The sequence below is a fragment of the Neisseria sp. HMSC070H10 genome, assembly GCF_001837635.1.
Taxonomy (GTDB): domain Bacteria; phylum Pseudomonadota; class Gammaproteobacteria; order Burkholderiales; family Neisseriaceae; genus Neisseria; species Neisseria subflava_A.
In genome coordinates this window covers 188,321-202,037 of record NZ_KV833364.1, presented here as the reverse complement: position 1 = coordinate 202,037, position 13,717 = coordinate 188,321, and the positions used below count along the sequence as shown (strand labels likewise).

Sequence of the window (13,717 nt, the reverse complement as noted above, 5' to 3'; positions counted from 1 at the left end):
CAAGCCAAAATCCAAACGCGACAACCCAAGTTATAATAAAACCCTTCCCATACACCCCACATCATCATGCCGATTTACTTCATCGCCGATTTGCACCTGAGCGAATCCCATCCTCAACTGACCGCACTCTTCCAAAAATTTATCCAAGAAAAAGCCGTCCACGCCCAAGCCGTGTATATCCTCGGCGACCTTTTCGATTTTTGGATCGGCGATGACGAAAACAGCCCTTTGGTTCAAACCATCAAACAAACCATCCACGACCTAACCAAGCGCGGCATTGCCTGCTATTTTATCCACGGCAACCGCGACTTCCTCATCGGCAAAACCTTCGCCCGCGATACCGGCATGACCTTACTGCCCGAGTACGCCGTTGTCGACCTGTTCGGCACACCCACCCTGCTCTGTCACGGCGACACCCTCTGCACCGACGACCATTCTTATCAAAAATTCCGCCGTACTGTCCATCAAAAATGGCTGCAACGCCTGTTCCTGCTCCTGCCACTCACACTCCGACTGAACATCGCCACCAAAATCCGCAAGCAGAGCAAACAGGACAAACAACACAAAACCGCCGACATTATGGACGTCAATCCAACCTTTACCCACGAGACCGTCCAACGCTTCCACACGCCCCTGCTCATTCACGGCCATACCCACCGCGAAAACATCCACCGCAATGCCGATTACACCCGCATCGTACTCGGCGACTGGCGCGACAATTACGCCTCCATTCTCGAAGTCGATGCTGAAGGCTACCGTTTTATCGCCTTATAAAACATCAGGCCGTCTGAAAACCGGTTTCCCGATTGTTCAGACGGCCTGACTGACAAACATCCTCAAACCGTTTACGCAAACCAACCGCGTATCCGCTCCAAACCACCAAAGCGCACACACGCATCCGCATTCGCTTCAGTTTTCGGTTTCGCCCGATAAGCAATGCCGAATCCGGCTTCCCGTATCATCGGAATATCATTCGCACCATCACCCATCGCCACCACCTGCCACGGAGCCAAACCCAGACGTTCACGGTATTCACGCAACAAATCCATCTTAGCCTGCGCATCGATAATTCGCCCTTTCAGACGGCCTGTCAGCTTGCCGTTTTCCACTTCCAACACATTCGCAAAATGGAAATCCAAGCCCAAACGTTGTTGAAGACGTTCCGTAAAGAACGTAAATCCGCCCGACACCAGCATAAACTTCACATCATTCCGTTTACACTCTTCCAACAAAAATTCCGCGCCCGGCGACAGCTGCAACACATTCTCGTACACTTCTTCCAACACGCACTCGTCCAAACCGGCCAGCAAAGCCACACGCTTACGCAAAGACTGCTCAAAGTCCAGCTCGCCGCGCATCGACTGCTCCGTAATTGCAGCCACCTCATCCTTCAGCCCGACACCGGCCGCAATCTCATCCACGCACTCAATCGTAATCAGCGTCGAATCCATATCGCTGACAATCAGTCCCAAATCAGCAAAAGCCACATCCGGCAACACCGCGCCATCTATCTGCTGCGCAATCAACGCCGCACGCATCTCGTCCGTCAATTCAAAATCATCATCAACCGGCACACGCAACACCGACTTTCCTGATGGCGCAGACACTAAACCGCCAAAGGCCGACCAGTCGCAAACGCCCAAATCCCCATGCTGCAACACCAAAACTTTCTTCATCTCATTCTCCTCATACCTCAAAACCTTTACAAACATATCAGGTACACATTCAACTAAAAACTACAAAACCGTATTTTTGCAAAAGCCTTAAAAAACCAAAACAGCATTATAGCCGAACCACTCCGAAAATTTTCAGACGGCCTGTAAACAATTCAGCTAGAGCTACCAATGCCAATCCCTGCATCAACTAACCAAGCAATTACTCAAAAATTTGATTTTAGGCAAGCCGACTAAAATTTTTGCCAGTAACAGGCAACTTCTGTTGATTTTTCTTACAATTTCGATATAGTTCTTTATGGCTAGTTTGATACCACCCTTTGTATCTAGTTTTCATTGCATTACCACCTCCATTCGTTGCCAACGGCTCCCTTTCCGGCGGCAACTTTTTTTGACCCGATGGTTTGGCAAAATCGAAATTGAATCAAATAAAATGATTCGGAGATTTAAATTTAATTTTTAAAACAAAATGGATTATAAAAAATAACTGCTCAATTTAAACAGATATTGCCGCCAATATTTAAAAACAAACAGATCTTTCTTTATCAAGGACCTCATCAAATGCATCATTCTGAAAAACTATTCAAACTGAGCACACTTGCCCTCTGCCTTGCCGCATTGCCCCAAGCCGCACAAGCTGCCGAAGAGGTACGGCAGGCTGAAGTGGAACAAGTTACCGTTGTCGGCAAAAACAAAAGCTTGCGCACTGAAAGTCAAAACAGCTACACAGTATCCGCCCTGCGCTCAACCACGGGGCTGGTCCTCTCTCCGCGGGAAATCCCCCAATCCGTCAGCGTCATTACTAAAAAACAAATTGAAGACCAAGGCATCACCGACTTAGAAGGTGCGTTGCAAAACGCTACCGGCATCAATGTTTTCAAAAGCGGCGGACGCACGCATTTCATGTCGCGCGGCTATTTTATCGAACAATTTGAAGAAGACGGCATTGCCACGCAACTCGGCTCTCCCGGAGGATTCGGCTTAGGCGGCCCGGCCGGCGACCCGACCAGTGCAACCGATATGGCAATGTACGACCACATTGAAGTAGTGCGCGGTGCGGCAGGTTTGACACAGGCAAACAACGAACCCGGCGGCACGGTAAACGCCGTCCGTAAAAAACCAACTGCAAAACGCCAGCTTTCCGCTGATTTGATGGCAAACTCATGGGGCAAAGTAAACAGCGTCTTTGATGCATCCGGTACCTTAAGCCAAGAGCACGGCCTGCGCGGACGCTTTGTCGGTTCCGTAGGCAGCAACAAAACCTTCAAAGACCAATCCGGCGGACGCGACATCCTTCTGTATGGCGTGATGGACAAAGACATCGGCGACAACAGCAAACTTACCTGGGGCGCAAGCTATCTCAACCAAACTGAAACACCTGATCCTGACGGCCTGCCTATGCGTGCAGACGGCAAAGAGTGGAAACGCAGCCGCTATCTAGGTGCGGATTGGAACGAAGCTCGCCTGAAAAAATACAATCTTTTTGCCGAGTTTGAACATTATTTCAACGACAACTGGAAACTGAGCAGCAAGTTGGACTGGCGTAAAAACACCAGTTCAAAAGAATATTACACGCTGGGCGGCACAGGTAACGGTATCGGTACAGACGGCCTGGGAACCACATACAGCTTCGACCGTTACGATGCAGGCAACCGCCAGTTCACTTTCCAAAACAACCTGACCGGCCGCATCTTCGCTTTCGGCCAAAATCACGACCTCTTCTTCATGCACAGTTATTCCAAAGAGAACGTGAATTCAAGCAACCGCTGGCTCAACGACAGCAGCAACTATGACGCAGATGCCTTTAACGGCAGCAAGAAAGCCAAACCCGATTGGGATTCTGCCACAGCCAAAGCCCGTGGCGGCGACGGCCGTTATACTACCCATGCCTTCGGTCTGGGTGCGCGCATCAATCCTACCGACAAACTGCACATCATCGCAGGCGGACGCTACACCAGCTGGAAACGCGGCTACTATTGGGATCGCGACCTCAAAGACGGGGTAGCAGGTTCATCAGACTCGCTCAAACGCAACCGCTTCGTTCCTTATGCCGGCATCACTTACGACATCACGCCTAAACAAAGTATTTACGCCGCCTATACGTCCATCTTCAAACAAACAATGAACCGCGACTACAACGACAACCTACTGCCGCCGATTATGGGACGCAACTACGAACTCGGCTGGAAAGGCGAATGGAACGAAGGCCGTCTGAACACCTCGGTCGCCCTCTACCGCACCGACAAAGACAACAACAACCAACGCGTCAATGCCAAACCACACGCCTACTGGGAACCGCTCAACCAAAGCAGCCGCGGGTTGGACGCCGAAATCTCCGGCAGCCTGACCGACCGTTGGCAAGTTTACGCAGGCTACACCTTCAACCGCAGCACCAACCGCAGCAGCGTTACCGGCAATGTTGAATCGCGCCGAAAAGGCTACAACTTCAGCAGCCATACGCCGAAGCATATGTTCCGCCTCTACACCAGCTATGTCCTGCCGGTGGATGACGGCAAATGGACGGTCGGTCTTGGCTTGAAGAGCAGCAGCAAAACCGCTAATTCTTCCGGCTCCATCAAGCAAGGCGGCTACACCATTTGGAACACCAACGTCCAATACCGTCCGAGCAAAAACCTGCAACTGGGACTGGCAATCAACAACCTGACCGACAAACGCTACTACGAAAACCAATACAGCCGTGCCGCCAACAGCGGCAACTTCTACGGCGAACCGCGCAATGCCGTGTTCAGCCTGAAGTGGAAAATGTAAATAGCAGCATAGCAAGCACGGGTTGACCGCTCATTTTTTAAAAGCATAAACCAACTATTGCTGATAAAAAGGCCGTCTGAAAGTACAATTTCACTTTCAGATGGCCATTCGCACGCATTCACAAGCATTCATCATGAATACGCTCAAAAAATTCTTTTACCTTGCCCACCCTTTTTGGTCAGGGGCACACGGCCGCCTCCAATGGCTGATGCTCGCCGTCCTCATCGGCTTTACCCTTTGCTCCATCACCATCAGCGTTTGGATTGCCGCATGGGACAAACGCTTCTATGACGCGCTGGCCGCGTTTGACGGCGCATCCATGCCATCACTCATTGTCGAATACCTCGGCTATATGGCGATGGTTATCGGCTGTATCGTTTGTGCCGACTGGCTGCAAAAACGCCTCATCTTCCGTTGGCGCACCCATCTGACCGAGCAATTTCAAAAAAACTGGCTCGAAGGCCACAAACACTACCGCCTGCGCCTGACAGGCGAACCGGACAACCCCGACCAACGTATCGCCGAAGACATCTATCTGCTTGCCGACAAAAGCATCGGCCTCTTTCGCTCCTTCATCAACAACGTTGCCAAATTCAGCGCGTTCGTCGCCGTACTGTGGACGCTGTCCGGCGTGCAGACCTTCAACATCGGCGGATACAGCATTACCGTTTACGGCTACCTTGTTTGGGTTGCGCTGATTTATTCCATCTTCAGCACCGTCATCGCCCATCTTGTCGGCCGCAAACTAAAAAACCTCAATATCGACCGCCAGCACCGCGAAGCCGACTACCGCGCAGCCCTTTTACGCGTACGCGACCATGCCGAACAAATCGCCTTCTACAACGGCGGCGAAGCCGAAACAGGCCGTCTGAAACAGCGTTACCTCCGCATCCGCAACAACTGGCGACGGCTGACCAACTGCGAATTCCGCCAAGAAACCTTCTGGGCGACCTATGTGCGCATCAGCATCTTCATCCCCATCCTCGCCACCCTGCCCATGTACCTCGCCAAAACCATGACCTTCGGCGACATGATGCAGACCCGCACATCATTTGCACGCGTTCAAGACAGTTTTGGCTGGTTTACTGACGCATACCGCCGCCTGATTGAATGGGCGGCAGTCATCGAACGGCTTTCCAGTTTTCAGACGGCCTTGGAACAAGCAGAACAAAAAAGCCCCTCCCTTCAGTCACACCAAACAGATTTGCCGTATCATCGCGGCAAGGCAGTCCTGCAAAACCTTACCATCCACACCCAAACCGGCAGTCCCCTGCTTACTGATATTCACCTCCAAGCCCGTTCTCCGGAATGGGTATTGCTTGAAGGACGAAGCGGCATCGGCAAATCCACGCTGCTTCGCGTGCTTGCCGGTTTATGGCCGTATTATCACGGCAGTTTTTCCCTTGAAGGCAGCCGCCTGTTTTTCCCGCAACGCCCTTACCTGCCTGCGGACACATTGCGTCAAACTGTCAGCTATCCCTATGCGGCCTGCCAAGACGACCATTTGATTCAAACCGTTTTGGAACAAGTCGGCTTAAGCAGCCCCACGGGTAGGCTGCACACGTTGATGAACGATTTGGACACTTCATACGAATGGCACGGCATCCTCTCCGGCGGCGAACAACAACGCCTCAGCCTTGCACGCGCACTGCTGCACAAACCGCAAATCCTGTTCCTAGATGAAGCCACCAACCAGCTTGATAACGAATCCGCCCTGATGTTGATGCAGACCCTCAAGCAACATTTGCCCGATACTTTGGTCATCGGCATCAGCCACCAACCCAAGATTCAAGCCCTGTTTGATAGTTCCCTGAATTTGAATGAAAAAATTATTTAAATGTTAAAATGTGCAAAGTACTTGCTTTCAACTCTAACAAGGAATATAGTACCAAGTAACTAGTTCTTATTGATGAGAGCTACTCCTTGGATACTTGCCTCCGGTCCTCCAACCCGGGGGCATTTTTTTACATTTTTATTGTGTATTCGTATGGATAGGATAAAGACGAAACACCCACCACAAATCAAACCGCAAACTGCGTTTTCCAAACGCTCAGGCCGTCTGAAATCCTCTCTCCAATATCGTTAATCCCATATTTCAGACGGCCTGTTTAACCCTCTATTGCAAAGCTTGGCACAAGCACCGCTGACCGACGGCAATTAATTACTATATAATCAAACGCATTGTTACCCCTACAAAGGAGCCACACCATGACCACAAAAATTAAAATTGGTATCGTCGGTGCAACCGGTTACACAGGCATTGAATTGTTGCGCCTGCTCAGCAGCCACCCCAACGCAGAGGTTACTGCCGTCACCAGCCGAAGCGAAGCCAGTATTGCGGTTGCCGACTACTTCCCCAGCCTGCGCGGCATTTACGACCTTGCATTCCAAACGCCCGAGGATGCCGGACTTGACCATTGCGACCTCGTGTTCTTTGCCACGCCCAACGGCGTGGCCATGAAAGAAGCACCGTCCCTTATCGAAAAAGGCGTACGCGTGATTGACCTGTCTGCCGACTTCCGCATCCGCGACATCCCAACATGGGAACAATGGTACAAAATGACCCATGCCGCGCCGCAACTCGTTTCCCAAGCAGTGTATGGTTTGTGCGAACTTCACAAAGACGACATCGCCAAAGCCATGCTGGTGGCCAATCCGGGTTGCTACCCTACCTGCGTTTCTCTGCCCTTATTGCCACTGCTTCAAGCTGGCCGTCTGAAGGCCAATGCGCCGCTGATTGCCGACTGTAAATCCGGTGTTTCCGGTGCGGGTCGCAAAGCCAGCACCCACGCCCTATTGTGCGAAGCAGGTGAAAACTTCAAAGCCTACGGAGTCAGCGGCCACCGCCATTTGCCTGAAATCCAACAAACCCTGTCCAGACTGCAAGACCATGTTTCAGACGGCCTGATTTTCGTGCCACACCTTGTTCCGATGATACGCGGTATGCATGCCACTCTGTATCTGCACCTGCAAGAACATACCGATCCTGAAGCCTTGCTGCACGAATACTACCGCGACAGTCCTTTTGTTGATATTTTGCCTTCAGGTTCGACACCTGAAACCCGCAGCGTGCGCGGCGCCAACCTTTGCCGTATCAGCGTTCAAAGAGCGCCCAATCAAGACGATGTGTGGATTGTTCTTTCCGTCATCGACAACTTGGTTAAAGGCGCAGCCGGTCAAGCCGTGCAGAATATGAACATTATGTTCGGCCTGCCCGAAACCACCGGCCTGACTAATGCACCATTAATGCCTTAATATCATTCTTATTAAAAATACAAGGCCGTCTGAAACAATGGTTTTCAGACGGCCTTTATTAATTCATACGCAAACATCACTCATACACCACGCCGGCAAGCATTTCTTCTTCATTCAAGTTACCGTACTGTTGCTCCCAATCGTGGGTGGCCTCCACCATATCACATTCTTTGGCGAAGGCAAGCAGCCTGCCGTCCATCTGATCCAAACTCAAGCTGCCCAAACGTTCGCATTCCGAAGCCGTCAAATTACCGTCCGCTTCATGTGCTTCCGAAGATCCGAAAGGCAGGGCAAAAAAACCCAGTACCAACGCCAGTAGCACCCAAAAAATATTTTTACGCGAACGAGTCATTTCACACCTCTCATCATAATCACATAGCAGGTTTAAGTCAGAAAAACTAAACCAAATAAAACTAAACTAAGAAAAATCGAACAAAAAATTAGAAATATCGATTCATCTAAGACAAAACGAATAATACTAAGAAAAAATAGAATGTGCAATACTTTTTCTTAGGTTAGGTAATTTTTTTCTTACAATTTTATAAAAACTAAGGTAAAATACACTCAAATCGTCCAAACCATATAAAAAACATACCTCCATAAAGGCATAAACATGGATACCTTTAAAGACCGCCTGGCTTTCTTATGGAAAGATGAAGCCCGCCAAGCCAAGATCGCCGCCGACATTGATATGACCATCGCCGGATTCAGCCGTATCTGGAACGAAGGCGGCCTGCCGAAATCGGAAACGCTAAAAAAAATCAAACAACTTAAAGGCTGTAGCATAGACTGGCTTTTGACAGGCGAAGGTTCTCCCTTCCCCGATTCCGAAGCCCCAAAAGCCACAGCAACCGACACACTGGGCAACCCTGTCGATATAGACGAATTTGTCTTCGTACCGCGTTACGACATCCAAGCAGCGGCCGGACACGGCCAGCTCGTCGGCGATGAACAGCCCATGTTCGCCATGGCGTTCCGACGCTATTGGATAGAAAATTATGTGACGCGCGACATCAAAAACCTTTCCGTTATCTCAGTCAAAGGCGACTCGATGGAAGGCGTGCTGAATGATGGCGACACCATCCTCATCAACCACGGCCAAACCACGCCGCGCGACGGCCTCTATGTTTTACGCCTTAACGAAAACCTTTTGGTCAAACGCTTGCAACTGATACCCGGCGGCATCGTCAACGTCATTTCTGCCAACGAGGCCTACCCTACTTTTGAAATCGACTTGAAAAACCCGACCGACGACGTTGCCATCATCGGCCGTGTAGAATGGTTTGGCAGAAGCATCTAAATCTGACATACTGGTGCTTGAAATTTCTGCCATGCCCTCCATGTAAGCTGGCAGACCCTGTCTGCACAAACTTGCCTTGACTAACGGTTTGCGCGACAATAGTAAAAATATTCATATAAAAGGAATCACATCATGTCAGACGAAAGCCCTATTATCTTTACTGACAGCTGCTGCACCAAAGTTGCCGACCTGATTGCCGAAGAGAACAATCCCGACCTGAAATTGCGCGTATTCGTCAACGGCGGCGGTTGCTCCGGCTTCCAATACGGTTTTACCTTTGACGAAATCAAAAATGACGACGATTTTGAAATCCAGAAAAACGGCCTGACGTTCTTGGTTGACCCGATGAGCTACCAATATTTGGTTGGTGCGGAAATCGACTACACCGAAAGCCTGCAAGGTTCTCAATTCGTCATCCGCAATCCGAATGCAGAGACAACTTGCGGTTGCGGTTCGTCCTTCTCCGTATAAACAATCCGTTTTTGCCACAAAAACAGGCCGTCTGTATCTTCAGACGGCCTTTTGTGTGAATTTATTTTAAACAATTTTAGATTTACTTTATAATAATATCGGGCGTAAATATTTACTCTACAATAGACATAACATTGGACATGTATGTTTCCATATAAATAAAAAATTATTGTCCAGCCGATTAACGACACAAAGGCAAACCGTACCTGGTCTGCCTGAGACTGCAGCCTCTGTTTTGGCTCGTATCATAAGCCAAAACAGCTCAAACACAATAACAAAACCTTAGGCTAAACCCATTTGGTTGACGCAGTCGAAATACTCATGGGATATCAATGAGCAAACAAGAAAAATTTTTCGACGTATACGTTTCCTATCCGCCGAACACGGATAGGGAGCTCATCCACGCCTGCCTGTATGAGAACCTGCCCGAAAACGAAGTCGAGAGCCTGATTCAAGCCTTGGCTGAGCGTCCGCAAGCGATTGTGGCCGAAAAATGTACCCAAGATGAGCGCGAAAATGCGCAGCATTACTTCAGCTATTTGGGTTTGGACGTGATCGTCCGTCAGTCTATGGAATTGGAAGCAGTTGAAGAAGAAACTATGTCGGCAGCCAATACTCCCGACCCTATCCAATGCCCCGTCTGCATGACGATTATTGACGAACTAGATGCACAGGAATGTAAAACCTGCCACTTTGATTTGACAGAAAAAAATGAGCTGGCCATCCAGCGTAAGCGCATTGAATGGCAGGAAAAAATCTCTTTCGAGCATAAAAAACAAACCGAAATCGCCCACAAGCTCAAATACGAGCGCGAGCAGGAAGAGAAAAAGCTGCGCAAGAAAATCCGTGCCGAGTTGGAATCCCAACTACGCGAAGAGTTAGACCAAAATCCTGAGCTGGCAGCACTTGCAGCGAGGAAGAAAACACAGTTCCTGCTTACAATGGCTATCGTATTCGCCGTTTTGAGCCTGCTTGCACTCGGCTATATAGCTGCAAAATTCTTCTAAACCGATTCAAAAACTTAAGGCCGTCTGAAAACAGATTTTCAGACGGCCTTTTATTTCCTTATTGATTGAGCCATTTCAATCAAGCCTCTTGCACATCAACGTCCACCGACCATCTGATTTTGCCGTCGCGGTTTTGCTGCAACACCTGCACCCACAAACTTACGGCGCGGTGCAAATCCTGTCGGGATGTTGATTCAAGGAAGATTTGCGCGCGTTCGCGTTCAGCGAGGCGCACCATCAGCATCGGAGCGGCACCAAACTGGGAGACGCTTTCGGGCAAAAGCGGGGCAAGGGTTTCTTTGGCGGCGTTGAGAAATTCCATCGCATCGGCAACATGCGGCGCATCGGCACGGACGGCGGTCTGGAAACCGAAAGGCGGCATGGCGAACATTTGCCGCTCGTTCAATTCGTTTTCGGCAAACACGGCGTAGTCCTGCGCTTTGACGGCGGCGAAGACGGGATGTTCGGGCAGTTGGGTTTGTATCAACACCTTGCCGGGTTTGTCGGCGCGCCCCGCCCTTCCGGACACCTGCATCAGCTCTGCAAACAGCCTTTCCGGCGCACGAAAGTCCGCGCTATACAGGCTGCCGTCGGCGTTCAATACGATAACGAGGTTAAGCCGCGCGAAATCATGACCTTTGGCGAGCATCTGCGTACCGACCAGAATGTCGATTTCGTTGTCGGCGATGCGGCGGTACAAATCTGCCCAGTCGTTTTTGTGCGCAGTGCTGTCCCTGTCAACACGGACGACGGCAGCCTTGGGCAGGAAGGCGCGCAGGGTTTCTTCGACGCGCTGCGTGCCGTGGCCGACGGCGGTCAGGTCTTGGTTGCCGCAGTCGGGGCATTTGAATGGGATGGGTTCGCGGTGGTCGCAATGGTGGCAGCGCAGTTGGCGGGCGCGTTGGTGCAGCACCATTTTAGCGGAGCAGTTTGGACAGCCGAAGGTATGGCCGCAGTCGCCGCAAAACAGCGCGGGCGCGAAACCGCGCCGGTTGAGGTACACCAGCGACATGCCACCTGCTTCAAAATTCTGTTTTAAAAGCTGCAAGGCTTGCGGCGAGAAGCCGTTGTCAAGTTTCAGACGGCCTACGTTGAGAATTTCTACTTGCGGCAGTTGCGCGGCGGCATGGGCGCGCTCGGTCAGTTGCAGCAGGCGGTACGCGCCGCTTTGCGCCTTGTGCCAGCTCTCCAAGCTGGGCGTGGCACTGCCCAACACGACAGGACAGCCGCTCTGCTTCGCCCGCCACACCGCCAAATCGCGGGCATGGTAGCGCAATTCGTTGTCCTGTTTGAACGAGCCATCGTGTTCCTCATCGACCACAATCAGCCCGACATCAGGCAAAGGCGTGAACACCGCCAGCCGCGTGCCGATGACCAGCTTCGCCTGCCCCAACATCGCGCGCAGATAATCCTGCGTGCGCTTGCCTGCAGCCATCTGGCTGTGCAACACGGCGGTCGGCACGTCGGCAAAACGGTTTTCCACCCGCTTCAAAAGCTGCGGCGTGAGATTGATTTCTGGCAACAGAAACAACACCTGCCGCCCCTGCGCCAACACTTTCGCCATCGCATCGAAATACACCTCGGTCTTGCCACTGCCGGTAATGCCGTACAGCAGAAATGGCTGAAATTTACCAAAGGCCGTCTGAATTTCATCGGAAGCCTTCTGCTGGTCGGCATTCAACACAAATTCAGAGTGCGAAGCCTGCCTGTGGCACGACTCTAAAACGGACTTTGCCGCTTCCGTCGTTTCAATCCAACCCTGTTCCGCCCAATCTTCGATTAATTTCGCCGCCTGCGCGTTCACCTGCTTCAACGCCGCCATCGTCATTCCACCCGACAGCAGCGCGCCCCACAAAGCCGCTTTTTTGTTGAACCGCGCCGGCGGCGGCGTTTGCGCCCTGCCTGCTTCGTTTAAAGCATAAAACAACGGCGGCTGCGGCATTTCTACCGCGCGCGTTTCCTTCAAACCTTGCGGCAATGCGGCAAATACCGCCTGCCCCGTCGGATAGTGGTAATAACGCGACGTAAACGCCAACAAATCACGCCAGCTTTGAGGCAACGGCTTTTCTTCTACAAAGGCCATCTGAACACTCAAAATCCGCGCCGTATCCATATCGGGCGCAATATCCTTTTCCCACACAATCCCGACAACGGTTTTATTACGAAAAGGCACAAGCACCCGCGTTCCCAGAGGAAGCAGCTCGGAATAGGAATAAGTCAAAAGGCCGTCTGAAAGCGGCACGTTTACGGCAATACGATGGTAGAACATACAAACAATCAAATCATTTTTTCGTATTTTAACAGCCGAAAGCTATTTTCAGACGATAATTTGAGCCTTAGTACAATGCAGACATGACGGAGGTTTGATACAATGCCTTATTTCAACACACGCAAGTCTCTCGCATGAAAACCAAGTTAATCAAAATCTTAACGCCGTTTGCCGTCCTTCCTTTGTTGGCATGCGGTCAACCTGCCGTATCCAACGCCAACGCAGCGCCTGCTCCGGCCGCCAAAGCGGAAGCGCCTGCCGACAAATCCGTTGCCGCTTCTTTGAAAGCGCGTTTGGAAAAAGTCTATGCCGCCCAAGATTTGAAAGTTTTGAGCGTCAGTGAAACACCGATTAAAGGCATTTATGAAGTTGTCGTCAGCGGCAAACAAATCATCTATACCGACGCCAAAGGCGACTATATGCTTGTTGGCGACCTCATCAACGTCAACACGCGCCAAAGCATGACTGAAGAACGCGCCGCCGATTTGAACAAAATCGACTTCGCTTCCCTGCCTTTGGATAAAGCCATTAAAGAAGTACGCGGCAACGGCAAACTGAAAGTCGCTGTTTTCTCCGATCCGGACTGCCCGTACTGCAAACGCTTGGAGCATGAGTTTGAGAAAATGACTGACATCACGATTTATACCTTCATGATGCCGATTCCAAGCCTGCACCCTGATGCCGCGCGCAAAGCCGAGCTGTTGTGGTGTCAACCTAATCCGACCCAGGCATGGATCGACTGGATGCGCAAAGGCAAATTCCCAAGCGGCAAAGCAAACTGCGAAAACCCTGTTGCAGAAACCACTTCATTGGGCGAACAATTCGGCTTCAACGGCACGCCGACCGTAGTCTTCCCTAACGGCCGCAGCCAAAGCGGTTACAGCCCTATGCCTCACCTCAAAGAAATCATCGAGAAAAACCAGTAATACTTTTCAGGTTTTAATCTCCATAAAGGACGCTTTACGCGTCCTTT

Annotated in this window: 11 protein-coding genes; 8 read left to right on the top strand and 3 right to left on the bottom strand. The window is 50.9% G+C overall.

The window, feature by feature from the left end; translation table 11 throughout:
• Nucleotides 1-66: 66 nt before the first annotated feature.
• Nucleotides 67-774: a UDP-2,3-diacylglucosamine diphosphatase gene (lpxH, locus tag HMPREF2606_RS03925; RefSeq protein WP_070843330.1), complete on the top strand. Its 708-nt coding sequence runs from the start codon at nucleotides 67-69 to the stop codon at nucleotides 772-774.
• Nucleotides 775-845: 71 nt separating this feature from the next.
• Here the strand turns inward: lpxH and serB are convergent, their stop codons facing one another.
• Nucleotides 846-1,676 (bottom strand): phosphoserine phosphatase SerB, encoded by an 831-nt coding sequence (serB, locus tag HMPREF2606_RS03920; RefSeq protein ID WP_141752517.1) that lies wholly within the window; start codon nucleotides 1,674-1,676, stop codon nucleotides 846-848.
• Between the two features lie 558 nt (nucleotides 1,677-2,234).
• Between serB and HMPREF2606_RS03915 the strand changes: the two genes are divergently transcribed.
• The 3 genes from HMPREF2606_RS03915 (at nucleotide 2,235) to argC (ending at nucleotide 7,697) form a co-directional block, all read left to right on the top strand.
• The gene (locus HMPREF2606_RS03915) at nucleotides 2,235-4,442 is read left to right on the top strand and encodes a TonB-dependent siderophore receptor (RefSeq protein WP_070843329.1); all 2,208 of its coding nucleotides are present in this window, start codon (nucleotides 2,235-2,237) and stop codon (nucleotides 4,440-4,442) included.
• A gap of 133 nt (nucleotides 4,443-4,575) precedes the next feature.
• The gene (locus tag HMPREF2606_RS03910; protein ID WP_070843353.1) at nucleotides 4,576-6,279 is read left to right on the top strand and encodes an ABC transporter ATP-binding protein/permease; all 1,704 of its coding nucleotides are present in this window, start codon (nucleotides 4,576-4,578) and stop codon (nucleotides 6,277-6,279) included.
• Between the two features lie 371 nt (nucleotides 6,280-6,650).
• Complete coding sequence (gene argC, locus HMPREF2606_RS03905; protein ID WP_070843328.1) at nucleotides 6,651-7,697, top strand: N-acetyl-gamma-glutamyl-phosphate reductase; 1,047 nt, start codon at nucleotides 6,651-6,653, stop codon at nucleotides 7,695-7,697.
• 76 nt (nucleotides 7,698-7,773) lie between these two features.
• Here argC and HMPREF2606_RS03900 read toward each other — a convergent pair whose 3' ends face one another.
• Nucleotides 7,774-8,049, bottom strand: coding sequence for a hypothetical protein (locus HMPREF2606_RS03900; protein ID WP_003748371.1), 276 nt, complete (start codon nucleotides 8,047-8,049; stop codon nucleotides 7,774-7,776).
• A 261-nt stretch (nucleotides 8,050-8,310) separates the two neighbouring features.
• On the opposite strand from HMPREF2606_RS03900, the gene HMPREF2606_RS03895 reads away from it, so the two are divergent.
• The 3 genes from HMPREF2606_RS03895 (at nucleotide 8,311) to HMPREF2606_RS03885 (ending at nucleotide 10,475) form a co-directional block, all read left to right on the top strand.
• Nucleotides 8,311-8,997 carry a S24 family peptidase gene (locus tag HMPREF2606_RS03895; protein WP_003680158.1) on the top strand — a complete coding sequence of 229 codons (687 nt, stop codon included), beginning with the start codon at nucleotides 8,311-8,313 and terminating at the stop codon, nucleotides 8,995-8,997.
• Nucleotides 8,998-9,129: 132 nt separating this feature from the next.
• The gene (gene erpA, locus HMPREF2606_RS03890) at nucleotides 9,130-9,468 is read left to right on the top strand and encodes an iron-sulfur cluster insertion protein ErpA (RefSeq protein WP_003680162.1); all 339 of its coding nucleotides are present in this window, start codon (nucleotides 9,130-9,132) and stop codon (nucleotides 9,466-9,468) included.
• Nucleotides 9,469-9,800: 332 nt separating this feature from the next.
• Entirely contained in the window at nucleotides 9,801-10,475 is a 675-nt protein-coding gene (locus HMPREF2606_RS03885; protein ID WP_070585107.1) for a hypothetical protein, read from the top strand.
• Between the two features lie 79 nt (nucleotides 10,476-10,554).
• Here HMPREF2606_RS03885 and HMPREF2606_RS03880 read toward each other — a convergent pair whose 3' ends face one another.
• Complete coding sequence (locus tag HMPREF2606_RS03880; RefSeq protein ID WP_070712143.1) at nucleotides 10,555-12,744, bottom strand: primosomal protein N'; 2,190 nt, start codon at nucleotides 12,742-12,744, stop codon at nucleotides 10,555-10,557.
• Nucleotides 12,745-12,878: 134 nt separating this feature from the next.
• Between HMPREF2606_RS03880 and HMPREF2606_RS03875 the strand changes: the two genes are divergently transcribed.
• The gene (locus HMPREF2606_RS03875; RefSeq protein WP_070712142.1) at nucleotides 12,879-13,670 is read left to right on the top strand and encodes a DsbC family protein; all 792 of its coding nucleotides are present in this window, start codon (nucleotides 12,879-12,881) and stop codon (nucleotides 13,668-13,670) included.
• The last annotated feature ends 47 nt before the right edge of the window (nucleotides 13,671-13,717 follow it).

What these genes read in the sequence shown, in the direction of transcription:
- HMPREF2606_RS03875 (WP_070712142.1), top strand. Translation starts at nt 12,879, where the DNA reads ATGAAAACCAAGTTAATCAAAATCTTAACGCCGTTTGCCGTCCTTCCT.
- lpxH (WP_070843330.1), top strand. Translation starts at nt 67, where the DNA reads ATGCCGATTTACTTCATCGCCGATTTGCACCTGAGCGAATCCCATCCT.
- HMPREF2606_RS03910 (WP_070843353.1), top strand. Translation starts at nt 4,576, where the DNA reads ATGAATACGCTCAAAAAATTCTTTTACCTTGCCCACCCTTTTTGGTCA.
- HMPREF2606_RS03895 (WP_003680158.1), top strand. Translation starts at nt 8,311, where the DNA reads ATGGATACCTTTAAAGACCGCCTGGCTTTCTTATGGAAAGATGAAGCC.
- HMPREF2606_RS03885 (WP_070585107.1), top strand. Translation starts at nt 9,801, where the DNA reads ATGAGCAAACAAGAAAAATTTTTCGACGTATACGTTTCCTATCCGCCG.
- HMPREF2606_RS03900 (WP_003748371.1), bottom strand. Translation starts at nt 8,049, where the DNA reads ATGACTCGTTCGCGTAAAAATATTTTTTGGGTGCTACTGGCGTTGGTA.
- argC (WP_070843328.1), top strand. Translation starts at nt 6,651, where the DNA reads ATGACCACAAAAATTAAAATTGGTATCGTCGGTGCAACCGGTTACACA.
- erpA (WP_003680162.1), top strand. Translation starts at nt 9,130, where the DNA reads ATGTCAGACGAAAGCCCTATTATCTTTACTGACAGCTGCTGCACCAAA.
- serB (WP_141752517.1), bottom strand. Translation starts at nt 1,676, where the DNA reads ATGAAGAAAGTTTTGGTGTTGCAGCATGGGGATTTGGGCGTTTGCGAC.
- HMPREF2606_RS03915 (WP_070843329.1), top strand. Translation starts at nt 2,235, where the DNA reads ATGCATCATTCTGAAAAACTATTCAAACTGAGCACACTTGCCCTCTGC.
- HMPREF2606_RS03880 (WP_070712143.1), bottom strand. Translation starts at nt 12,744, where the DNA reads ATGTTCTACCATCGTATTGCCGTAAACGTGCCGCTTTCAGACGGCCTT.